Below are 23,330 nucleotides of genomic sequence, written 5' to 3'. Positions count from 1 at the left end.
AGAACAGTCTTTCGTTTTGACTAGCGAATACGCGTCCAGGTCTGCGTCTTGCAGAGCGGAACGAAGATACAGCCGCGCACCTTCAACTGGTTGCCGGCGGGCGTCAGACGAGCGGTGTAGGTCTTGCCATCATCGGCATTATAGATCTTGCCGCCATTCCAGACGAGCCCTTCGGACTTGAAACCGCCGAGGATCAGCAGCCCTTTGAGAGGTCGGCCGCGCAAGGACGCATCCGAATTATTGACGTCCTTGAGGTTGGGATTGGCTTTGAGGCCATCGGACGTGACCAACCGTCCGCACACCGATGCGCCGCAACGGCTGATTTCAACCACGCCGTTGCGCGTCTCGGTTTTCCAGAGTCCAAGGACATTGTCGGATGGCGGCGGCGCGGCTGCGATTGCCGCAGCCATTAGAATGGAAAGCATGACGAATATCCGTGAACGAATGTGGGTGCTTGGGACCGAACGGTCTTGAGCGCGCTCTGGTTGCCGGTGTCCGAGTGGTCAAGCGAGACAACGACCAACGGTGTAACGCAGCGACAAACGGAAGGACGGAAGACGATCCGTCCGCCTGAAGCGCATTCTCCGTAAGTATGATAATATGCATTATGTAAATGTTGGCTCGTTAGAGAGGCAGTTCATGCCTCCAGGATCAGCCATCGCCCTTCGACACCCCAGCGCTGCAGCGAGGACAGCCAGTTCATCCCAAGCACGTTGATGTCGTCGTTCTCGGCCACGAACAGCGTCATGTCGCGCCGCTCGACGCCCTGAAGGTTGATCGTGTCCGCTCGCGCCCGCGCCACATTGATCACGCCATTGCCGGTGCGCACCAATTGTCCGCGTCCACCCAGCGGCTCCAAGCCGGTTTCAGCGGCCGTGGCGGCTCCAACCGTGGTCATGGTTGCGCCGCTATCGATCAGGAACTTGACCGGCACGCCGTTGACCTCGGCTTCAACCCAGAAATGCCCGTCGAGCGCCATAGGAATCCGCAACGTCTTTCCGACCTGCACTGGCGTTCCGGTTGCCTCGGACTTCAGGCGCTGCGCGACATAGCCCAGGTCATCCCGAAAGCTGAAAACGACGAAGCCGGCGGCGAAGATCGTGATCCACGCTACCATCAGGGTCAGCGCGCTGCCGAAACCGCCGCGACGACTGATCAGACTGCCGGCAAGCAGCATGACCGCCATCAGGATGTACAGGCTTCCGAGGTGCAGGTCGTTCATACAATGTCTGAAGTGGGGCGCAGCCTCACGGGATCAAGACAAGCGTCCGCCCCTCCGACCGCCAGCCGTGCAGCGAGGAAAGGAAGTTCATCCCGAGGACATTCAGGCCCTCCTGCGGCGCGATCAGTACGGGAAAGCCCTCCCGGTGGATGGGCCCGACCTGCAGCGATCCCTCGCTATGTTTCATGGTGACGGTGCCATTCGCCGTTTCGACCGGTTCGACCCGCATACCTGTCTCGAGCCTGGCTTCGTCCGCGATCGACTGTTCAACCGTCGTCGTGGTCGCGCCGCTGTCGATGAGGAAGTCCACCGGTGTTCCGTTCAGCGATCCACGGACCCAGAAATGACCATCGTCGCGCACAGGAATGCGAAGCTCGCCTCCTGCGACGCGGCCTTCGCTCGCCCCGCCAATGACAGCGGCGGTCACACGCGAACCGACTTCCTTCCACTCGTCCTTGAACGCCACGATTACGATCAAGGCGCCGAAAATGCCGACCCATGCGAGCGCCATCTTCGCGGTGTCCTTGAGCGGGAGTCGCCGGGCAGCGAGCGAGCTGCCCACCAGCACCAGGAACAGCATGAGGTAGATTGCCCTCGGCACCGTGTCGTCGTTCACCAGCCAACCTCCATTCCGTCATAGGCCGGCGTCGCCCAATCCGGCAGCTCGCGGGAAAGCTGCTGGACATCCATGCTGTTGTCCATGTGGCTGAGAACGAGTTGGCCGACCCCCAGCTCGCGCGCCCATCCGAGTACCGCGTCCAGGTGTGCGTGGGTCGGGTGCGGCCTGCGGCGCAGGCAATCGGCCACCCAGATGCCTACCCCCTGGTAAAGTGACGTCATCTCGTCCGTCATGGTGTGGAAATCGATGGCGTAAGCAATGCTGCGTTCGGCCTCGTCGAAGCGGATCCCAAGCGATGTGATCCGGCCATGCGGTTGATCGCAAAAGCGAACCCGAATCCCGCCCACGACCCACTCGCCAGTGATCGCTTCCAGGCGGGCAACTGCTGGATAGAGCGCGTTGCCGTGGAAGAGGTAACGAAAGCGCTCTTCGATGCGCTTAATCAGGTCCGGCCGTCCGAACACCCGCACTTGGTCCGCGCGATTGTGTGCGACCTGCCGAAGGTCGTCGATGCCGTGAAGATGATCGGCGTGATCGTGCGTCACGATTACACGATCGACCTCCCCCACCCCTGCGGCGTTGAGCTGTTCCCGTAGGTCCGGCCCACAGTCGATCAGGATGCGTTCGCCGCCGGCCTCGACCAGCGCGGCCGCGCGGCTGCGGCGATTGCGCGGGTCTGCGGGATCGCAGCTACCCCAGTCATTTCCCAGCCGCGGCACGCCCGACGACGTCCCGCAGCCGAGAATCCGAAGCTTCATTGCGCCGCCTTGGCGAACAGACGGAAGAAGTTGGCGCTGGTTTGCTCGGCAAGCGTGTCCGGAGTGACGTCACGCAAGGACGCCACGAAAGCAGCCGTGTCAGCGACATACGCCGGTTCGCAGGTCTTTCCACGGTGCGGCACTGGGGCGAGAAATGGCGAGTCCGTTTCGACCAGCAGCTTGTCGTCTGGAACGACTTTAGCGGTCTCCTGAAGGTCGCGCGCGTTCTTGAAGGTGACGATCCCTGACAGGCTGATCGACCAGCCCAATGCGAGCCCCTCTTCCGCCAGCCAGCGGGAGCCGGTGAAGCAATGGAGTACTCCAGTGACGTCAGGCGCGCTCTTCAGCAGGTCGACGGTATCTTCTTCAGCATCGCGGGTATGCACCACGACCGGCAGGCCGGTGCGCCGCGCGGCCTCAAGATGCGCGGCGAAGCGCTCTTTCTGAGCCCCGCGGTCAGACTTGTCGTAGAAATAGTCGAGCCCACATTCGCCGATCGCGATGACGCGCGGGTGGTCGGCAGCTGCGACCAGCGCCTCGGCGCCAAGGTCTGGATGCTGGTCGGCCTCGTGCGGATGGACCCCGATCGACGCCCAGACATCGTCGTGCCGCTCCGCGGCAGCAATGACGTCACCCCACTCACGCTGGCGGGTCGATATGTTGAGGAAACCCCTGACCCCTCGCGCTCGGGCACGGTCCAGGACTGCCTTTTCGTCTTCAACCAGGCCGGGGTAATTGAGGTGGCAGTGACTGTCGATCAGGCTCACGCCGCCGCTTCCTCGAGCTCGAGCCGCGGGAAGAGCGGCTGCGGCGCTGCGATGCGTCCGGAAGCCCGCCCCTCTTCGATATATGCCAGCAGCCGCGCCGCCGACGACGGGATGACGGGCACGACGGCCTGGGTCAGCAACTCGACCGCGAAAGCAAGCGTGCCCAGGACGGCGGCCATCCGCTCCGGGTCCGACTTCTTGAGTGCCCAGGGCGCCTGCGTGTCGACATAGGCGTTGCAGGCGAACACTGCGCCCATCCAGGCGTCGAGCCCGCTGGAAAAGCTCAGCCGCTCGAACTCGCGGGTCAGGGTTTCGCCGGCACTCCGCACCTGCTCCAGCAAAGTGGCGTCATCGCTCGCTTCACCAGCCGGCGGAAGAACGCCGTCCAAGTTCTTGCCAATCATCGAGAATGTCCGCTGCGCTAAATTGCCGAAGCTATTCGCCAGCTCGGCATTGCAACGGGTGACGATCGCCTCTTCGGAATAGCTGCCATCCTGCCCGAAGCTGATCTCACGCATCAGGAAGTAACGCAGCGCATCGGTGCCGAAGCGGCGCGCCAGCTTGAGTGGGTCGACCACATTTCCCGCGCTCTTCGACATCTTCTCACCGCGCAGGAGCACGTGCCCGTGGCCAAAAACGTGCTTGGGCAGCGGTAGATCGGCACTCATCAGGAAGGCTGGCCAGTAGACCGCGTGGAAGCGGACCACATCCTTGCCGATCAGGTGAAGGTCGGCTGGCCAGTAGCGCTGCCATTGCTCACCGCGATCGGGATAGCCGACGCCGGTGATGTAGTTGGTCAGGGCGTCCAGCCAGACGTACATGACGTGACCCGGGCTGTCGGGCACCGGAACGCCCCAGTCGAAACTTGTTCGGCTGACCGACAGATCCTGAAGTCCGCCTTCGACAAAGCGCAGGACCTCGTTCCGGCGGCTCTCGGGCAGGATGAAGTCGGGCTGCTCGGCATAGAGCTTCAGCAGCCGGTCCTGATAGGCCGAGAGCTTGAAGAACCAGCTTTCCTCGACCGTCCACTCCACCGGGGTTCCCTGAGGCGAAAGCTTCTCGCCGCCTTCCCCGCCGGTTAGCTCGGACTCTTCGTAAAAGGCCTCATCGCGGACGGAGTACCAGCCTTCGTAGCGGCCGAGGTAAAGATCCCCCTTCTCCGCCATGGCACGCCAGATGGCCTGGCTGGCGGCGTGGTGCGCCGGCTCGGTGGTTCGAATGAAGCGATCATACGAAATATCAAGAAGGTCATCCATCTCCTTGAAGATGCTGACCATTCGATCGGCCATTTCGATCGGTTCGACGCCTTCGGAACGGGCCGCCTGGGCCATCTTGAGGCCGTGTTCGTCTGTGCCGGTCTGGAAGAACACATCTCGACCCTGCGCACGGTGGAACCGCGCGATCACGTCGGCGGCAATCGCTTCGTAGGCGTGGCCGATATGCGGGCGGCCGTTGGGATAGTTGATTGCGGTGGTGATGTAATAAGGCTGGGACATTGCGTCCGCCCTACCCGCCCTGCCCTTCGGCGGCAACGGAGGCGAGGATGGTTCCCAACTGGAACACCGTTGCCTGCGGATCGAGCGAATGACGCGGGGCAAAGCTGGTCAGCTCCCTCACCTGCGCATAGGCGGCAAGCGACCGCTCACGCGTGGTCCCTTCGGACCTCCGGGCATGCTCCGCCACGAGCCCAGGAAGGAGTTCCAGATAAGCGGCATAGCGCGGCGCTGCCGCTTTGCCGCTCAGCGAGCGCGCCAGTTTGGAGCGGCGCTCATTGGCGGGGTCGCCCTCGAGGAGGATGGCCTCGGCCTCACCGCGCAGGCTGGCGAGGTCGAGTTCAGCGATGCTGACCGCTCGCCCGACACTGCCACCGGCGAGCGGAATTAGCGTGGCCCGCTCGGCAGCGCCTGCCTCAGGCAATGCCTCCGCCAGCGCGGACGTCATGGCGTCGTCGTCCAACGGCGCGAAGGTCAGCAGCCGGCAACGCGAGCGGATGGTCGGCAGCAAGCGCCCCGGTGCATGGCTGACCAGGAAGAAGATGCTGCGGCCCGGGGGCTCCTCAAGCATCTTCAACAGAGCGTTGGCCGCCCCGCCTTCGAGTTCGTCCACGCTGTCGATCACTACGGCGCGCCAATCGGACAGCGCCGGCTGCAGGGCGAACAGTTCGCCAAGCTTGCGAACCTGCGCAATGGTGATGTTGCGCCGGAGGTCGCCCTTTTCGTTCTCCGTTCGTTCCAGCCGCCGGAAGTCCGGGTGGCTTGCCGCCTCAAATAGATGCGCCACCGGGTGATCGGGCGGTGTCTCGAGACCCGGCAAGCTCACGCGGGGACCAGCAGCGTCAGCGAGCAGCCGCTCCGCAGCAAGCGTCGCAAACAGGTTCTTGCCCACCCCCCGCGGACCAGCCAGCAGCCAGGCGTGGTGCACCGCTCCACTATCCAGCGCGGCGCGGAAGGCTTGGACCGCGCGGCCATGTCCGAACAGGGTCACAACAGCTCCGCCAATTCGGTCATCAACCGCCGCGTGACCTCCTCTGGAGAACCGCTGGCATCCACCATCCGAACTCGCTTTGGCTCTGCAGCAGCGATGCTGGCGAACGCATCAGCGACGGCGGCGTGATAGGCGATGTCGCGGCCTCCGATGCGATCGCTGGCATCTCCGTCTCGCTGCCGGGCCCGCTCTTGTCCTTCAGGTAGCACCAGCACCAGCGTCCTATCCGGCAGGAAGTCGTTGCTTCCGAACCGGTGCAGGGCGCGCACTGCCTCAATCTCCAGGCCGCCTGCACCGCCCTGATAAGCGAGGCTGCTGTCCAGAAACCGATCGGACAGTACCCAGCGCCCTTCGGACAGCGCCGGTTTGATCGTCTTCTCGACGTGGTCCGCACGGGCCGCGGCGAACAGCAGTGCTTCTGCACGCATGGACCAACGGTCAGCATCACCGCCGAGAAGAAGAGACCTGATTGCTTCCGCACCCGTGCTGCCGCCCGGCTCACGAGTGGTCAGCACGTCCTTGCCTGCTGCTCGCAGTGCCGCTTCCAGCGCCCTGAGCTGGGTCGATTTGCCGACCCCCTCCCCGCCTTCCAGACTGATGAAGCGCGCTGTGCTCAAGCCATCCCCAGCAACTGCTTCAGTCCTGCCCAGAAACGCCCGAAGAAGCCCGCCTGTCCCACGTCCTCTCCGGCAACCAGCGGTGTCTGCTGCACCGTACCGTCCGGCATGGTCACGATCAGCTGCGCCACCTGCTGCCCCTTGGTGATCGGCGCCTTCAACGGCCCGTCATAACGGATCTTCAGCTTGGGATCGCCGACCGTCAGCCCCGCCGGAAAAGTAATGGCAACCGGCTTCGGCGCCACCAGCGACACGGTCGAAGCACCGCCAAGCTGCACCTGAGCTTCGCCAACCTTGGCGGCGTTGGCGAACAGCGCCTTGGTCTGCCACGCGCCGAACCCCCACTCCATCAGCCGGCGCGATTCCACGATTCGAGACCCGTAAGTCTCAAGCCCGGCGAGTACCTCGATCAGCCGACGGCCGTTCTGCTCGGCCGAACCGGTGAAGCCGTAGCCCGCCTCCTCGGTATGGCCCGTCTTCAGTCCATCGGCGCCGGGCACCGCGCCCAGGATCGGGTTGCGATTGTCCTGCTTGATGTCAGCACCTGAGCCCAGGGTCTTGCCCCAGGTGAAGCTCGGCTGCCCGTAGAATTGCTTGTAGAGCTTGGGGTGCCGCTCAATCGACGCCCGCGCCAACGCCGCCAAATCGCGCGCGGTGACATAAGTGACCCCGTTGTCCGGCCAGCCGTTGGCGGTGCCGAAATGACTGTTCTTCAGCCCCAGCTTCGCCGCCAGCGTGTTCATCTGCATGGTGAAGGCGGGCTCGGTTCCGGCGATGCACTCGGCGAGCACGACAGACGCGTCGTTGCCCGACAGCGTGACGATGCCGTGCAGCAGATTCTCGACGCTGACCTGCTCATTGGGGCTGAGGAACATGGTGGAGCCGGCCTGTGGGCCATGCCACTTCTGCCACGTCTCCGGCCGCACCGTGCAGGTCTTGGAAAGCGGCAGCTTGCCCTGGTCGATCAGCTCGAAGGCCACCTCGGTCGTCATCATCTTCGCCATCGATGCCGGCGGCATGCGGACGTCGGCATTCTTGTTGAGCAGCTCGGCTCCCGACGACAGGTCGATAAGGTAGGCAACTCGCGCCGACGTGTCGAAGGGAGGCGCCGCGGCAACACTGGCGGTCGAGGTCAGCAAAAGGCTGAGGGCGGAAGCAGCAACGGCTAAGGATCGCATCATCGGAATCAGCACAAGCTCCAGAGGGAAGACGGGATTAGCGCGGGCGAGCGGGTCCGGCGAGTGCCACGGCGCCTTCAATCGATGAAAAATCAGCGCGCGATCGCGTCGCCGAGCAGTCCGACGGACAGCGCGTAGAAGTTCGAGCAGTTGTAATCGAGAATTGCTCGATAATTGACGGTCGTGAGATAGGCCGTCGAATCCGGTCCATCCGGCTCGATCAGGCTCGCCTGCTCGTTATCCGGCAGGCTGCGTCCGGTCGGCACAATTCCGAGCGCACGCCACTCGCGCATGCTGAGCCATCGGCTGTGCCGGGCGTACACCGCCGGGCAACGCGGCGCGACCAGGGTCGAACGGACGGCAGAGCGGTTGAACCCTGCAGGAACGCGTACCGGGACGCCCCAATGAACATTCGGTTTCCAGCCGGCGTCACGCAGATAGGCGGCAATCGAAGCCAGCGCGTCGAGCTCGCTGTTCCAGATATCGGCCGTCCCGTTGGCGTCTCCGTCGGTCCTTAATCTCAGCACGACCGAGGGCATGAACTGCGGATAGCCGGTCGCCCCAGCCCAGCTGCCCTTCAATCGCCCCCGCGGCACACCCTGGTCGAGCAGTTTAAGGGAGGCGACAAACTCATCCTCGAAGAAACTCCGTCGACGGCCTTCATATGCCAGGGAGGCGAGGACCTGGGGCAAGTCGAACCCGCCTGTGACTCGGCCGAAGCTCGTCTCATGGCCGTAGATCGCCATCATGATCTGCGGCTCGACCCCGAAACGCTGCTCGATCGCCCGCAAGTAGGGGTACTGGCTGGAGAAGCGCGCACGTCCGCGAGTGATGAGGTCGGCGGTGACGTGCCTGGCGCGATAAGGCGCAAAGGGCGGAATGGCGTTGGGGTTGTTGACCTGCCCGGGCTGCGCGCGATCAAGCTCCAGCACGCGGGCATTCAGCGTCAGGTAGGGAATGACGTTCTGGATCGTGGCCTCGCGGACGCCGGCTGCGCGCGATTTCGCTGCCAGCGTTTCCCGGTAGGCCGCAAAGCCAGTCAACCGCGGTGAATACGCGTTGGCAGCCGGTGGCACACCATAATGAACGGTCACAGGCACCCGCACCGCCTGCGGGGCTGGTGAAGGCGGTGTCGGTCGACCGACGGGTTGCTGTACGACCGCTTCGGGCAAGGGGGCGAGCGGATCACGCTGCGCGCTTGCTGGCGTCAACGCCAGCGCGCCCAGGCAGGCGCCCCCAATCGCCACCCTCTTTCCCACCCTGAACGCACCCTCCCGATCCATGGGGCGTCAACGGTCGAGGCCCCTTCCCTGTTCACCAACGCCTTGCACGATGGCGCAAAAGGAGACTAGGCCGCCCAAGCTGAACCGAGCCTAGCGCGGGGATGGGTGGCCGAGTGGTTTAAGGCAGCGGTCTTGAAAACCGCCGTGGGTGAAAGCTCACCGTGGGTTCGAATCCCACCCCATCCGCCAGCGGGCGCGCGCTGCCAACAGGCCTGAGGGCGATCGCCAGATTCTTTGGCCCGCCAGGATTCGTCAGTTCGAGCCGCTACGCGTCGAGTGTGTTCGCCAGCAGGTAAGGCGCCTGGTCCCCCTGAGTGATCCAGTCGAAGATCATCGTTCGCCAGTCTGCCGTTCGTTGAAGGTCATCCCACGCCTTTTCGGCGTTCCGCGAGATCTTCTCGTACAGGGCCGGCTCGCTCATCAGGCTCCGGACACTTGCGGCAAGCTCGGAAGGTCGCCCTTCTGAGTACACCATCGCTGTGTCACGATCCTTCATGATCGGGACGAACATCGGGTGGTCGCTGCAAACGATCGGAGTTCGGCTGGCGATCGCCTCAATAAGGACGAGTGGAAAGCCTTCCGTATAGATGCGACGGCTTGGCACGACGATCACGTCGGCATCCCGGAAGAGAATCTGAACCTGCGTGTTCGAGACGAGCCCTAGGAATTCAGTCGCGTCCGCAACTCCGAGCTTTGAGGCCTGGGCCTGAAAACGATCGACGTCCCCCCGGCCGGCAATCAAGCAGCGAAGATGAGGATAGTCATTCTTGAGCAGGGCGACCCCCTCAAGGAGATTCCCGACACCCTTGTCCTCGGTCACCGACCCCGCGAATGCGATCGTAAGCCTGTCACCCGTTCCACGCTCCTTGACCGGTAGCAGGCGCGGGGATTGCGACACGGGAACGTTCCAGGGAATGAGCTTTGCTCGTTCCACACCAAAACTGGCGAGGTGCTCGGTCGCTGGGCGGCAATGATTGGACACAAAGCGAAACTTGGGACTGTTCAGCAGTCGGGCGATCTTCCAGCGCTCAAGTGCCGGCCTCACGCCGCGCCGGTTGTAACTGTTGGCGCAAATCGGGAACGATCGCCCCTCGCTTTGAGCACCCACCCTTAGCAGACCGGGGTGAGGAAAATGCAGGACGGAGTGCTGCGCCTTCGAATCGTTGAAAGCTTCGACGACGTGAGGATCGTTATATTTCGTCGCGCCAAGCTGATGGATCTTCAGCCCTTCAGCAGGATATCCAACCTCTTTAGTCGGAGTAACGAAACTGAAGACGTTCACGTCATACTTTGCCGCTGCTAGATCGAGTAGCAGGCGTGCGACTTCATTATGGGTGGCGTAGATCTGCGTCTCGCCTTCGCGATATCGCCGAATGGCGTCCACGAAGTCACCCGCATAGAAATAGAGATTCACTCGCTCTTTCATGCTGGCTCCACAGTCGCTCGATAAGACAAAGCCCAACCGTCAGTTTGGCGGATCGAAGGGGCTCTAGCTCCTCGCACGTAGCCAGCTCTTCAGAGACGCTCCAATTCCCCGTTCAATGATCTGTTCGGCCGAACCCGCAGGATTCCATGCAAGCGTTGATCGCGCCGAGTGATTGTCAAACACTGCCCTCTGAGAGCGCGACTCCCAGTCGCCGTAGCTTGGCCGCCTCTGCGCATCGGGATGCCCAACGGCGATCTTGACTGGCCACTTCATCAGGTCGTCAAGATAATAGCGCCAGATAGAGGTCGGGCGAGCGTCAACCTTGTGCCCCGCAAAGGACTCCAGCGCTCCAATATATTCGCGCGCTGAGAGCAGAGGGGCGTCCACCAGGTTGAACGCCTTGCCTTCGATATCGGGCGTGACCATTGCTTGCGCCAAACCCTTGGCAACGTCCTCGACGAGCACGAGCGGCAGCTTGTTCGCGCCGTCTCCCCATAGTTCGACCACGCCCTCGGAAGCCCACCGGCCAACTCCCCAGTGGAATGGGTTGCCCCCGCTTCCGATGACGATCCCGGGCCGGGCAACCACGACTGGCAAGCCGCGAGTGCGGTGCAGGTCGAGTAGGACAGTTTCGGCCGCCGCTTTGGCCCGCGCATAATTATTGCGACGCTTGATCGAGGGATCGAGCGGCGTCTCGTCGACGATCCGCCCGGCCTTGCTTCCGGCATAAAGGCTGTCGATCGTTCCCGTATAGATCAGCCGTTTAATGCCATGTGCCAAGCAGGCTTCACCCAAACGCCGAGCGGGCTCCACTTCCCGCTCGACAAACTGCTCCCAGGTCTTGGAATCGGTCGTAGCGAGGTGGAAGACCGTTTCGATGCCCTCCAGCATCCGCTCGATATCACCAGCGCGGCTGAAATCGCCGCGGACGAGTTCGAGCTTGTCTCCCGCGAGCGCACGGAGTGCGGGATTGTCCCCTCGGGCCGCGGCCCGAACGACATATCCGCGCCCGGTGAGCTCCGCGATCAGTGCCGTTCCGATGAAACCTGTTCCTCCGATCACAAGAACGGTGGGCTTGGCGCTTGTTCGCTGTTGGGAGGGGGTGACGGACACTGGTTGAACAAGATCGGCTCGAGCGATGATCTGCTCGCACATACCGATGACTTTGTGGCCGAACTCGCCGCTGGTGAGAGTATCGTTCCGTCGCGGGTCGATGATGCCGGCGTAGAAAGCATCGACCATCGCGTTGATGGAGCTCTGGTCGGGGTTGCCGCTTCGCCGAAGCTTGGCCTTTGTCAGCAGTGTATCGGCAATCGTCGATCGAGCTTGCGTGCGGAGCTGTTTGGCAAGCGACAGTGTGCGGGTTCGACGATCGAAGTCGAGGCTTGCCGGCGTTCTCCGATCGATGATGCAGGTGTTCGCATTGAAGTCGACCAGCGCTGTCCCCAGCATTCCGCGGGCGGACAAGGTGCGCTGCGGAAAGCCGGGGCCGAAATCGATGATGAGGTCGGCTGCAGTCCTTCCGAAATCCCCATGGATGCGCCACCGCCGATAGCCGGTGACGCCGTTCGGCATCGCGATCTCACGATCCGCCGTGACATGAAGACGGTCGGGTTCGCCGATCAGGGCGATCAGCTCGGACAGCAGATGCGGGCCGATCTCGAGCAGGGCGTTCTCCGGCTTGCGCGCGATCCAGTTGCTGAATGGGCCAGCCCTGAGCACACCCAATTCACTCAGATGCGTGATGTTGACGTAGTCGAGCTTGCCTAAGGCGCCCGCCTCCACTTCGCTCAGCAATCGCCGGTAAGCGCTGGTGAAGAGCATGTTGTGATTGACGCCAATCCTGAGGCCCCGCTCCGTGGCGACGGCCAGCAGGTCCGCGGTTTCCGCCGTCGAGACGCACATCGGCTTCTCGACGAATACGTGCACACCCGCCAGCAAGGCGGATTTGGCGAGCTCGTGATGCGAGTCTGGCGGCGTGAGGACGTGGACGACATGGGGCTGTTCACTCGTCAGCATCGCCTCGAAGTCGTTGTAGGCTTTGGCATCGTGGCTTTCGGCGAATGCTGCAGCCGCTTGTTCATTGACGTCGCAAACCGCCACAAGCTCTGCCTTCGGATGATTGCGAATGGCGCGCGCATGGAAGTCGGCAATGAAGCCGGTTCCGACAATCGCCACTCGCAAAATGTTGCCGCTGAATGAAGTAGAGGCAGAGGAAGACAAGAATAGTTCCTTAGATTGAAGTCAGTTAGGAGCTCCGGTCGCTCAGCATTGGCGCTTCGCGAAGCGGGCCGGACCCGCTCTTTTGCCGGGAGCGATGAGCCACTTCGCTCAGAAAGTCCGCATACTGTTGGGCAACGACCGGCCAGGCATAACGCGTCCGAGCCCAGTCGGCTGCGTCCTCGCTGACGTCATCGTGCTGCAAGGCATTGCGGATGGCTGCGCTCAATTCCGGTCGGTTATTGGTGTCCACCCGTCTTCCGAAGTCGCCCAGAATCCATCGGGTCACCGGATCGTCGTGAGCCACCACCGGAATTCCGCAGGCCAGCGCTTCGATGTATACGTTGCCGAACGATTCCAAGATCTTGGTATGCAGGAAAACGTCCGCGCTGCGATACAAGGCGGGCATCTCGTCATGCCTGTAAGTGCCTCGCGTGAACCGCCCCGGAAGAAGTTGCTCGGCAAGTCTCGACACCTCGTCCCGCAGCGGCCCATCTCCAGCGACCACGAGTTGCGCGTGAGGCACGTCGGCCATGGCGCGAATGGCCTCGATGACCCGTTTGCCCGGCTCGAGCGCGCTGACCATCAGGACCACCGGCAGGTCGGATCGCCAGCCAAACCGCTGCTTCTGCGAAGGGCCCGGCATGAAGCGGGCAGGATCGATGCCGTTGGGAATAAGCCGTGAGAAGAACACCTGCTTCTGACGCTCGAAGTAGACCGGATTGGTGCAGATAAGGCCTTCGCAGTCAAAGAAGCGTGGCTCGAGGCCGTTTCGTTGTGGCCCCCAATCACCATTCTGAGTGACAAAGACATGCGGCGGCCGCCCGCCTGATCGGGGCCGGCGAAGGGCCCAGTTCACATAGGGGAAACTGCAGGTCATGGTGACGTCCGCCGTGGCCACTTCAGGCAGCAATGCCAGGCGCGTGGCGAACGTCGCCTCCTCATACATGAACTCGTGGCGCGCGAAGGGCATCTTGGGCCATCGCTCGAAACGGTCGCGCGACACCGCGGGAACATGGATAAAATTGTAGGCGCGACCGGCTTCCTGCCGCCCCGAGCCGACCAAAGTGACCCGGTGCTCGCCGGTCGCAGCAATATGTTGCGCGACGGACTCGAACACGACCTCGGCGCCTCGCTTGAAGCGATGAAGACCTGGCAGAGCGAAGAGAAAGTGCATGTCAGCGATGCCGGATCTTGAGACCGCAAATTCCAAGGAACTTGCCGATGGCATGCAGAACTTGCGCAAGGGCGAACCGCATCTGCGCACTTTCACCTCGCACCAAGCGTCGCACCGGGCGGACAAGCGCTCTCATTAGCGAAGCTCCCGCGTGCACCGCGAAGCGAAGCCGTGACACGCCATTTCTCAACGAGGACAAGGCTGCGCTGTTGCCGTGCCAAAGGTAAACATAGAGTTGGTATGCCAGGTTGGCACGTTCGGGAGGCTCGTTCTCGTAAGTGTAGCCCTTCTCGGAAAAGGCAATATGAAGGCCGGCGGAGACGGCCTGCCTGAAGAAGACCACATCCTCGCCGCCGATAACGCCAAAGTGCGGATCGAAACGGACCTCCGGATGATCCACGAGCCATTTCGCCGAGAGCAGGGTGTTGAACGTCGCTCCGCTTGGCATCCATTCGCCCTCGGAATGATGATCTACGCCGAGTTCAAGGAAGGGCTCGTCGCGAATCCATGCTGGCGCCGAATCCGGTACGCGCCGGATCATTCGGCCAGTCGCAGCATCAGAGCGACTAGTTTCGAGCGTCTGCAGAAGGGCCGCCAGCCAATGAAGGGGCGGCTCACAGTCATCGTCGGTAAGCGCGACGAAATCCGCCCGGTCGATGGCGTCGTCGAGTGTCAGATTGCGGGCGATCGCGATGTTCTGTTTACCGGAAATCCGATAGGAAATGCCGAGTTCGAACCTCTTATCATAGGCTTGCGCCACTTCGCGCGCGCAGCCTTCGGAGGTGTCGTCGACCAGGGCGACCCCGACTGCCGCTTGGTCTCGCACGGCCTCCGCGCACACGACCAGCGCCTCGAGCAACCGCGCAAGGAGGTCGTTTCTCCTGTAGGTGCAGACCGCGACGATGATCGATCTCCGCTGACCGGACACCGCTATCCCTGCGCTCAAGACAAGCTCCACGACATGATCCGCTGACCTCGGATGGGGCCGCTGCAGGCAATCTGCGGCGTCCATCGACGATGGCAGTCGAAGGGGCAAGTCCTAGATGTGTACCGCCCGGCTCTGGTACACCCTCCAGATCCTGGCAGCAGTGGCCGTAATCGGACGGCTCGGAAGCCTCAGTGCTCCCGCCCGAACTTGCGGAAGGCGGCTGTCAGCGGGTCCAGCAGGTAGTCGAGCGCCGTTCGCTTGCGCACCGGAATCTCGACGGTCACGGGCATCCCCGCACGAAGCTGAAAGTCCTGGCCGCGGACTTGCTTGAGAATGTCGAGCTGCGACTGGGGCACGACCACGCTCGCCGTGAAATAGGTTTCGCCGGTCTTCTCGTCGGTGAAGCTGTCGGCCGAGACACGGGTGACCTTGCCCTCAAGAGGCTGCAACGCGCGCTCGTGCAAGAAGTCGAAGCGCACATAGGCCGTCTGGCCGGGCTGGAGGTCCTCGCCGTCCGATGGGGCGATCCGCGCCTCGATGGTCATCGGCTGCCGATCGGGAACAACGTCCATGACCCGCTGACCGGCGGCGATGACGCCACCAGGAGTGAAGACCTGGAGTCCGACCACGCTGCCGTCCACCGGACTGCGGATCTCGGTCCGGGCAAGCTGGTCACGCGCGGCCGTAAGCTTGGGCATGACTTCGCTCAGCCCCGCTTCCACGTCGCGCAATTCGCTGGCGCTGCGCTCGTTATATGTACTCGACGCCTCCATCGACTGCAGGCGCGATTCGCTCGCCTGGTCGCGGGTCTGGGCGGCGGTGGCAAGATATTGCGCCCGCTGGCCCTGAAGTTCGGCTCGGGTGCGCTCAAGCTGGCGGATCCGGCTTTGCGACACGAAACCCTTTGCGGCCACTTCGGCCAGTGAGTTCAGCTCATCCGTGATGGACTTGATCTGCTCGTCGAGGGCAGTGACCTGGCTGCTGTAGCCCTGCCCCATGCTTGTGGAGCCGGAAGTCCGGGTTCCGAAGGCACCACGCTGGGCGCGCAGTACGGCCAGGCGCGAAGTCAGCTGGGCCTGCTGGATCCGCAAGGCCTGCCCCGCGGCAGCCCGGTCTTCCGGGCTCGACAGCGTGGCGAACTCCACGGGCGCTTCAATCGTGCCGCTTCCCATTTGCTCGGCCCTAAGCCGGGCTCGCTGCGCCAGCAGCGTGATCGCCTGACCGCTGAGGGCCCGCTCCTGCGCCTCGACGTCGGCGGCCGCGAGCTTGATCAACACCTGCCCCTTGCGCACCCGCTGCCCCTCATGGACCAGCAACTGCCCAACGACGCCGCCGTCGCGATGCTGGACGGTCTGGCGCTGACCCGAAACGACCAGCTTGCCGCTCGCCATCACCGCCGCGTCTAGCGGAGCAAGCGCAGCCCAGCCGAGGAACAGCACGAAGAAGATAATCGCAACGATCGCACCCAGTCGGATATCGTGGGACGGCTCGTCCTCGCCCAGTTCCGCCGGCTGGTTCACGCGGGCAAGGATCGAGGCGAACGGACCCGACACTGCGGGCACGTTGTGCTCGCCGTCGTCCGCCGTGGCTTCAGTGGTCAGCATGTCAGGAAGCCACTCCCTTCTGTTGGGCGGGTATCGGCTGGCGTGGCGGCGCGATCTTCGCCAGCACCTCATCCCGCGGACCATAAGCCGCCAGTCGGCCAGCCTGGATGACCATCAGCCGATCCACGATCGGCAGCATGCTCATACGATGCGCCACCAGGATGACGGTGGTGCCGTTGGTCTTGGCCTGCTCCAGGCAGCGGGCAAGCTCGTGATCGCCCTCGGCGTCGAGGTTGGAGTTGGGCTCGTCGAGGATCAGCACCGCCGGCCCGCGAAACAGCGCCCGGGCAAGCGCCACCCGCTGCCCCTGCCCGGCCGACAGCCCTTGGCCACCGAGCCCCAGCAGAGTGTCATAGCCACCCGGCAACCGCTGGATCAGGTCATGGGCGCCCGCTGCGGTCGCGGCCGCGATGACGTCGGTATCGATGAGCCCGCGGTCTTCGCCAAGGCGGTTGCGGAAGCGAGCGATGTTTTCCTTGATTGTCCCGCTGAACAGCGCCGGCTCCTGCGGCATAAAGCCGACGTGCTCGGCAAGCCGTTCCGGATCCCAGTTTCGCTGGTCGGCCCCGTCGAACCGTATGACCCCATGCTCGGCCGAAATCGCACCGGCGAGCGCCCGCACCAGCGTGGACTTGCCCGCCCCGCTCGGGCCCACAATGGCAACTACTTCGCCGGCGGGTATCTCGAAGCTGATGTTGTTGAGGATCGGCTCCCGGGTCGGCGAGAAGACATGCAGCTGCTCGACCTCGAGCCGGCCGGCGGGACGCGGCAGCTGGGTGTGCGAGAACTCCGGCGGGGTCTCATCCAGCAACCGGTTCAGCGTGCGCCAGGCACCCCGTGCGGACAGGATGGTACGCCAATTGCCGACCATCTGATCGATCGGCGACAGGGCACGGCCGACGATCAGCGATCCGGCAAAGATCGCGCCCGGGCTGATCTTGCCGTCAATGGCCAGCAGCGCGCCCACCCCAAGCGCCAGCGACTGGAGCAGCTGGCGGAATGTCTTGGAGGCCGTGGTGACGCCACTTGCCGCCATGCTGGCATCGGTCTGCAGGCGCATCATGCTCGAGCGCTGCGACAAGTGACTGGCGACCATCGCCTCGCGCATGCCGAGCGCCCGAACCACGTCGGCGGAGCCGACGATCGTCTCGAAATCAGCATAGGCCCGGCCTGCCGCCTCATTGGCGCGCTGGAGGCGATCGCGGGTGACCTGTTCGTTGAGCCACGCCAGCGCAATCACGACGGCTGCGCCGACCAGTGAGAGAACCCCGAGCCACGGGTGCAGAAGAAAGGCAACCAGCACATAGACCGGCATCCAAGGTGCATCGAGGACGGCGACGATCGCTGGGCCAGTCAATGCCTGGCGAAGCGTGTCGAACTCCCGAACCGCCTGACGCGCCAGGCGCTGGCCGCTCGGATCAGACCGGGCAAGCGTTGCGTCGAAGATAGCCCCGGACAAAAGCCGGTCGAGCCGGACGCCGGCCCGAACCAGCAGCCGCGAACGGATCACGTCGAGGGACGACAGCGTCAGCAGCGCGAACAGCAGCATCAAGGTGAGGAGCAGCAGGGTCGCATGCCCACGGGTCGGAACCACCCGCTCATACACCTGAAGCATGTAGAGCATCGGCACGAGATAGAGCAGGTTGGCGAGCGCGCTGAAGAACAGCGCGTAACCGAAGTGCCGCTTGCATGCCTTGAGGGCGCGGCCAATCGCCTCATTCATCTCGAGCTTCATTGAGCTCCACTCCCCGCCCACTCACGGCATCGGCCATTCCGGAACCGGGCCGAATCCGGGCCCTGCTAGAGACTTTCGGACCACAAAAAAAGAAAAGTTTTCAGGTCGATGCCGGGTTTCGGCAAGGCGAGCCAGGGCAGCGGGAGACCGTGGCGGTGAGCGGGGCAGGAGCGCACGGGGCAAGCCCGGCACCCCTACCCTGCTCACCTGATCACGCGATCCAGTGATGGACGCCGTGCTGGTTCCAGCTTCCGACCAGGTCGATGCCGCTGTCGTCGGAGGCGTGGCTCGGAACAAAGCCGTGGCCATCCGCGCTTCCGTCCACCAGCGCCGCGGCTGCAAGCTTCAATGAGGACAGATTGCCAGACTTCATGTCGAAGGCGGTTTCGAACGTGGAGCTTGCCAATGTCAGCTTGGTCGCGCTGAAGCTGCTCGTATCGAGCAGATCGTTCGCGGCGAGGCTGTACTTGGTGAAAGTCCCAGTCGAGCTCGTGAGCGACGTTTCGCTGGTGCTGGTGCCGGTGCCGGTGCTGCTCAACGAGTAGCTGCTCATCACCGCCGCCTTCACGCCCTTTTGGTTGGAGATGGAAAGGTAGAAACCGGCCGACGGAGCACTCTTCTGTCCCGCCGCGTCCTCAACCTGGCTGGTATAGACGTGCGCACCTTTGGACACGCCCTTGTCGGCGAAGCTCCAGTCGGTGCCCGTCACACTCGCGGCGCCAAGGCGCACGCCGTCACGGTAAACCACCAGCTGCTCGCCCGTGTTGAGCGAGGCGGACAAGGTGCCCTTGAGCAGCGGTGAGGTATCGTCAGTTGTCGCTCCGCTCAGCAGATTGCCCTTCATGGTGCCGAAGTCATCAACCGCCAGCTTGATCAAGGCGGTCTCGCTCGGTGCACTCGACTTCACCTGAAGTGAGAAAGCGGCGGCTGCGGTACCCTGGTTGCCCGCCGCATCTTCCACCCGGGCCACATAGCTATGCTGACCGTCGGCGACATTGCTGTCGGCAAAGGACCAGCCGCTGCCGGACACGACGGCCGTGCCGAGGCGGACACCGTCGCGATAGACGACCAGGCTTTCGTCCGCGCCAAGTGCAGCTGACAGCGTGCCCTTGATCAGCGGCGAGTGATCGTCGGTGATCGCCCCGCTGGCGAGAGTGCCAGTGGACGCGCCAAAGTCGTCGACCGCCGACGTTGTTGCGACCGTCTGGGTCGGCGCAGTGGCGTCCACTCGCAGGTTGAAAGGCGGCGAGTAGTTGCCGCTCAGGCCGCTCGTCGATTCGACGCGCGCGGTGTAGTTATGGCTGCCATCCGTCGCGCCCGGGTCGGTGAATGCCCAGCCGGTCCCGCTCGTGGTCGCAATCCCGATCTTCACCCCATCCCGGTACACGGCGACAGTCTGATCGCTGGTCAGAGCCGCGGTCAGCGTGCCATGCAGCAAGGGCGTCTTGTCATTGGTCAACGACCCCGTCGGCATGGCGATACCCTTGGCATCGTCCGTGATGTCCATGATTGCCACCTGGGTTGTTGGGGCGACCTGGGCGGGCTGGGTGGCCGTGGTCAGGGGCGCCGAAGTCGCTCCGACATCCAAATATGCGTATCCAGAACCGGTGAAGCCTATGTAGACACGGCCAAACTGATCCATATCACCGGAGATGGTCTTGATCGTGTCCAGGCTGCCCATCGGATGATCGCCGATCTGCGTCCAGGTGGCCGCATCATCGGTGGAGTACCAGACACCATATTTGCCGTTCACCGTACCAACGATGTAGATCGTGGCAGGACCGCCTGCAGTCGCCGCGGCACCGTAGCCGAAGGTAATGGCGCCGACGCCGGTGACGGTCTGCCACGTTGCCCCACCGTCCTTTGAATGCATGAACGCCGTCGTGCTCGGCTGCGCAGACGGATCGCTGCCCTGCGGTCCGGAGGTGAAGAACAGCTCGCCTGCGGAACCCGGCACCGCCTCGATCTTAGCATTCCAATAAGACCAGTCGGAAATCTGACCGTTGTAAACCTTGGTCCAGCTCACGCCTCCGTCGGTTGTCCGATAGAGGCCGCTGTTGCAGTCATAGAGGTAGAATGTGTTGGCGAGTACCCGATCAGCTGTCACGCTGGTCCGGTCCAGGTAATAGAAATAGTTCAGACCACTCCAGTCAGTGATCCCGGCGATGTTGACGTTGGTCCAGGTCGTTCCCCCGTCCAGTGTGTACGCCGGCGGCTGGTTTCCGGTTGCCACCCAGATGAAGTTGGTGGGCGTGCTGGCTGCAATGCTGCCGCCAATGGTCGAGGTTGCCCACGACGGAAGCCCGGCAAACTTCTGCCATGTCTTTCCTCCGTCCGTGGAAAAGCCGGAATTCTCTTGGCCCCACCAATCCGATATCCCGACGACGAACGTCGAGTTCGTCGACGCGTAATCGAGCGACCAGCCCATCGAGAAACTGCCGCCACTGTAACTTGTGGCGTAGGCATCGGGGTTGCTGACATCGATGAACGCACGATCCCAGGAACCGAGGATCGGATCGCCTCCGGCAGGAGCAATGATGTCGTTGGCGACGAGTTGCTCGATACCGGCGCTGTGGGACGTCCAGGTGTAGGGCTGGTTCCACACGAGCTGAGAAGGAATCTGGGTATTCCAAACACCCACGCCGGCTGACTGCCACAGCTGACCGGGCACCAGAGGATCGAAGACCAGTCCTCCGACACCCATGTACTTGCTGGTGGTCTCCAGCCAAGGAACGTCGTTGGTTGACTCAAGCTGGCCATACCAGCTCCAGCCACTCCAACTTGCGCCGCCGTCGTGGCTCTCTTGGATGGTGCCGCCGGGCGTGCTGACCACAAGATGTGTCGAATCAAACGGGTCAATGGCAATGCCGTGAACGCCATTGTTGCTATCAGTCAGCAGCTTGGTCCAGCTGCCGTTGCTGTATTTCCAAAGCGTGCCGTCGCTGTTGCCGGTTGCATAATAACTGCCGTCGCTCGAGACCGCGGCATTCGCGACGTCCGCCGGTCCACCGATCGATTTCCAGGTCACGCCGCTATCGCTGCTCATGTACACACCGCTTCCAGCAGTGGCCACGAACACGTTCGCACCCTTTATAGTGATGCCCGTCAGATCCGTATCAGTAGTGTTGCTACCCTGCGGAACGGCGGTAATCTTGGCCCACGTGGTGCCTCCATCGCGCGTGACCCACAGGCCATCCTTCTGGGTACCGGCATAGACGACATTCGAATTGGTGGGATCGACGGCCATTTTCTCGCCGTTCATCCGGTCGTTCGTGTTCGGGTCGGTGCTATGAACCGGGAAGCTCGTCTTGATCCAGGTCCCGCCCCGATCGACCGATTTGTACAGGCCGTCGGCCATCGTCATGTAGATGACGTTCGTGTTGCTGGCAGAGATGCGAATTTCGTATACGCCGGCAGCAGCGAATGTCCCGGACGGCATGCTCGCGGCCGTAACCAGCTGGGTCCAGCCCGTGCCATTCCAGATGTAGGCACCATAAGTGTCCGTGCGCGCAACCATGGTGCCATCCGGCGCAACATCGATGCCCGTGATGAATCCGCCAGCACCAACCTTGAGGGTCTGCCAGGCAGCATCCATTGCCGAAATCGTACCCATTTAGATCTCCACCCTCCCCGACGGAGTTGCGGCAACACAGGCCGCGGTTTGACATCGAGCTCGAGGGTTGAAGTGCGTCCAAAAGGGTTAAGAATCCGCTTTGCCGCGGATAACCTCTCGGTAACTTCTTGTATTTTCTTGTAGTCATTCACCCGGTGCTGGCTGCACCGAGAGAGCCGCCCCCGACCCTCGCCCCGCGGTTGGGCTAGCCGCGAGAATATTTTGGGCCAGTGCGGACCTAATTAGTTATCGATGAGTTCGCGCGAACCATCGGCGAAACGTTTACAACGGGACCAGCCGCCCTGGACAAATTAACAGCATTGCCAGCGAGTTTAGAAAAAGCTGATTTTGATCAATTCTCCTCGGGTCTGCGCATCCATCGTCAGCAGACATTTCGAATCGCAACCGTTCTGGTCTTGCCCGCATCCTCGGTCGCGGGGACTGGCGCGGCTCGTGCAGCAGCATTAAGTGGGCTGCATGCTCAAGCCCATCGACCCCGCCCTTGCCCACGAGCCAACGTTGCTGCCGTTCGACTGGAATGATCCGTTCGGCCTCGACGAACAGCTCACCGATGAAGAACGACTGGTTCGCGATAGCGCTGCCGCCTTCGCAGCGGAGAAACTGGCACCTCGAGTCACGGACGCCTTCCTGAACGAGACCTTTGATCGCGCACTGCTCAGCGAGATGGGTGAAATGGGCCTTCTGGGTCCGACGATACCGGCCGAATATGGCGGTGCCGGCCTGGGCTATGTGGCCTATGGTCTGATTGCCCGCGAGATCGAGCGAGTTGACAGCGGTTATCGCTCGGTCATGAGCGTGCAAAGCTCGCTCGTGATGTACCCGATCTTCGCGTACGGCTCCGAAGCCCAGCGGCGTAAGTATCTGCCCGGCCTCGCCAAGGGAGAGCTGGTAGGCTGCTTCGGCCTCACCGAACCAGACGCGGGTTCCGATCCCGGTGGCATGCGCACGCGTGCCGAGAAGATCGACGGCGGCTATCGGCTGAGTGGATCCAAGATGTGGATCTCAAACTCGCCGGTGGCGGACGTTTTCGTCGTGTGGGCGAAGTCGGACGCCCATGGCGGAAAGATCCGCGGCTTCATCCTTGAAAAGGGAATGCCGGGCCTCTCAGCACCGCAGGTGAAGCAAAAGCTCAGCCTGCGCGCCTCCATTACCGGCGAGATCGTGATGGACGGGGTCGAAGTTGGCGAGGACTCGCTGCTCCCGAACGTCGAAGGCCTGAAAGGCCCGTTCGGCTGCCTGAATCGGGCGCGCTTCGGCATCGGCTGGGGCAGCATGGGGGCGGCCGAGGCCTGCTTCCATGCCGCCCGTCAGTACACGCTGGACCGCCATCAGTTCGGCCGCCCACTCGCGGCGACCCAGCTCGTCCAGCTCAAGCTTGCCAACATGGTTACGGAGATCACCCTGGGGCTTCAGGCCGCCCTGCGCGTTGGCCGCCGCCTGGAGGCGGGCGAGCTCATCCCCGAGACGATCAGCCTCATCAAGCGCAACAACGTGGGCAAGGCGCTCGACATTGCCCGCGTCGCCCGCGACATGCACGGCGGCAACGGCATCAGCGCCGAATTCCACGTCATGCGCCACCTCATGAACCTTGAAACGGTCAACACCTACGAGGGCACTCACGACGTGCACGCGCTGATCCTGGGTCGGGCGATTACGGGACTGAGCGCGTTCTGACGGA

At 63.0% G+C, this 23,330-nt stretch carries 18 protein-coding genes and 1 tRNA gene; 2 read left to right on the top strand and 17 right to left on the bottom strand.

What is annotated here, in order from left to right; genetic code table 11:
- Positions 1-20 precede the first annotated feature (20 nt).
- From M8312_RS03320 to M8312_RS03275, 10 genes are all read right to left on the bottom strand, one after another.
- Positions 21-425 carry a DUF2147 domain-containing protein gene (locus M8312_RS03320; protein ID WP_250118968.1) on the bottom strand — a complete coding sequence of 135 codons (405 nt, stop codon included), beginning with the start codon at positions 423-425 and terminating at the stop codon, positions 21-23.
- Positions 426-637: 212 nt separating this feature from the next.
- Complete coding sequence (locus M8312_RS03315; RefSeq protein ID WP_250118967.1) at positions 638-1,222, bottom strand: retropepsin-like aspartic protease family protein; 585 nt, start codon at positions 1,220-1,222, stop codon at positions 638-640.
- Between the two features lie 25 nt (positions 1,223-1,247).
- Positions 1,248-1,838 carry a retropepsin-like aspartic protease family protein gene (locus M8312_RS03310; RefSeq protein ID WP_250118966.1) on the bottom strand — a complete coding sequence of 197 codons (591 nt, stop codon included), beginning with the start codon at positions 1,836-1,838 and terminating at the stop codon, positions 1,248-1,250.
- Positions 1,835-2,599 carry an MBL fold metallo-hydrolase gene (locus tag M8312_RS03305; protein ID WP_250118965.1) on the bottom strand — a complete coding sequence of 255 codons (765 nt, stop codon included), beginning with the start codon at positions 2,597-2,599 and terminating at the stop codon, positions 1,835-1,837. The genes M8312_RS03310 and M8312_RS03305 overlap by 4 nt, the downstream gene beginning before the upstream one ends.
- Positions 2,596-3,366 carry a TatD family hydrolase gene (locus M8312_RS03300; protein ID WP_250118964.1) on the bottom strand — a complete coding sequence of 257 codons (771 nt, stop codon included), beginning with the start codon at positions 3,364-3,366 and terminating at the stop codon, positions 2,596-2,598. The genes M8312_RS03305 and M8312_RS03300 overlap by 4 nt, the downstream gene beginning before the upstream one ends.
- Positions 3,363-4,862 (bottom strand): methionine--tRNA ligase, encoded by a 1,500-nt coding sequence (metG, locus tag M8312_RS03295; protein ID WP_250118963.1) that lies wholly within the window; start codon positions 4,860-4,862, stop codon positions 3,363-3,365. The genes M8312_RS03300 and metG overlap by 4 nt, the downstream gene beginning before the upstream one ends.
- Before the next feature lie 10 nt (positions 4,863-4,872).
- Positions 4,873-5,850: a DNA polymerase III subunit delta' gene (locus tag M8312_RS03290; protein ID WP_250118962.1), complete on the bottom strand. Its 978-nt coding sequence runs from the start codon at positions 5,848-5,850 to the stop codon at positions 4,873-4,875.
- Positions 5,847-6,467: a dTMP kinase gene (tmk, locus tag M8312_RS03285; RefSeq protein ID WP_250118961.1), complete on the bottom strand. Its 621-nt coding sequence runs from the start codon at positions 6,465-6,467 to the stop codon at positions 5,847-5,849. Before tmk ends, M8312_RS03290 begins: the two co-directional genes overlap by 4 nt.
- Positions 6,464-7,648: a D-alanyl-D-alanine carboxypeptidase family protein gene (locus M8312_RS03280; RefSeq protein ID WP_250118960.1), complete on the bottom strand. Its 1,185-nt coding sequence runs from the start codon at positions 7,646-7,648 to the stop codon at positions 6,464-6,466. The genes tmk and M8312_RS03280 overlap by 4 nt, the downstream gene beginning before the upstream one ends.
- 89 nt (positions 7,649-7,737) lie before the next feature.
- Positions 7,738-8,892: a lytic murein transglycosylase gene (locus M8312_RS03275; protein WP_502957436.1), complete on the bottom strand. Its 1,155-nt coding sequence runs from the start codon at positions 8,890-8,892 to the stop codon at positions 7,738-7,740.
- 135 nt (positions 8,893-9,027) lie between these two features.
- Here M8312_RS03275 and M8312_RS03270 point away from each other — a divergent pair.
- A tRNA-Ser gene (locus M8312_RS03270) sits at positions 9,028-9,117 on the top strand.
- A gap of 76 nt (positions 9,118-9,193) precedes the next feature.
- On the opposite strand, the gene M8312_RS03265 is transcribed toward M8312_RS03270, so the two are convergent.
- The 7 genes from M8312_RS03265 to M8312_RS03235 all read right to left on the bottom strand — a co-directional run bounded on the left by M8312_RS03265 (position 9,194) and on the right by M8312_RS03235 (position 21,631).
- On the bottom strand, positions 9,194-10,354 hold the full coding sequence (locus M8312_RS03265) for a glycosyltransferase family 4 protein (protein ID WP_250118959.1): 1,161 nt from the start codon (positions 10,352-10,354) through the stop codon (positions 9,194-9,196).
- A 63-nt stretch (positions 10,355-10,417) separates the two neighbouring features.
- On the bottom strand, positions 10,418-12,532 hold the full coding sequence (locus M8312_RS03260; protein ID WP_250118958.1) for an NAD-dependent epimerase/dehydratase family protein: 2,115 nt from the start codon (positions 12,530-12,532) through the stop codon (positions 10,418-10,420).
- 70 nt (positions 12,533-12,602) lie between these two features.
- Positions 12,603-13,694, bottom strand: a complete 1,092-nt coding sequence (locus M8312_RS03255) for a glycosyltransferase family 4 protein (RefSeq protein ID WP_250118957.1) — start codon at positions 13,692-13,694, stop codon at positions 12,603-12,605.
- A 58-nt stretch (positions 13,695-13,752) separates the two neighbouring features.
- Positions 13,753-14,763: a glycosyltransferase gene (locus M8312_RS03250; protein WP_284070197.1), complete on the bottom strand. Its 1,011-nt coding sequence runs from the start codon at positions 14,761-14,763 to the stop codon at positions 13,753-13,755.
- Between the two features lie 104 nt (positions 14,764-14,867).
- Entirely contained in the window at positions 14,868-16,283 is a 1,416-nt protein-coding gene (locus M8312_RS03245; protein ID WP_250118955.1) for an HlyD family type I secretion periplasmic adaptor subunit, read from the bottom strand.
- 1 nt (position 16,284) lies between these two features.
- Complete coding sequence (locus M8312_RS03240; RefSeq protein WP_250118954.1) at positions 16,285-18,018, bottom strand: type I secretion system permease/ATPase; 1,734 nt, start codon at positions 18,016-18,018, stop codon at positions 16,285-16,287.
- 211 nt (positions 18,019-18,229) lie between these two features.
- A complete protein-coding gene (locus M8312_RS03235) occupies positions 18,230-21,631 on the bottom strand; it encodes an Ig-like domain-containing protein (RefSeq protein WP_250118953.1) in 3,402 nt (1,133 codons plus the stop codon).
- A gap of 477 nt (positions 21,632-22,108) precedes the next feature.
- On the opposite strand from M8312_RS03235, the gene M8312_RS03230 reads away from it, so the two are divergent.
- Positions 22,109-23,326 carry an acyl-CoA dehydrogenase gene (locus tag M8312_RS03230; protein WP_250118952.1) on the top strand — a complete coding sequence of 406 codons (1,218 nt, stop codon included), beginning with the start codon at positions 22,109-22,111 and terminating at the stop codon, positions 23,324-23,326.
- Positions 23,327-23,330: the final 4 nt, after the last annotated feature.

This window comes from Sphingomonas sp. KRR8, from assembly GCF_023559245.1.
GTDB lineage: Bacteria > Pseudomonadota > Alphaproteobacteria > Sphingomonadales > Sphingomonadaceae > Sphingomicrobium.
The sequence above is the reverse complement of the archived record's forward strand: the minus strand, read 5'-3'. Positions and strand labels throughout refer to the sequence as shown.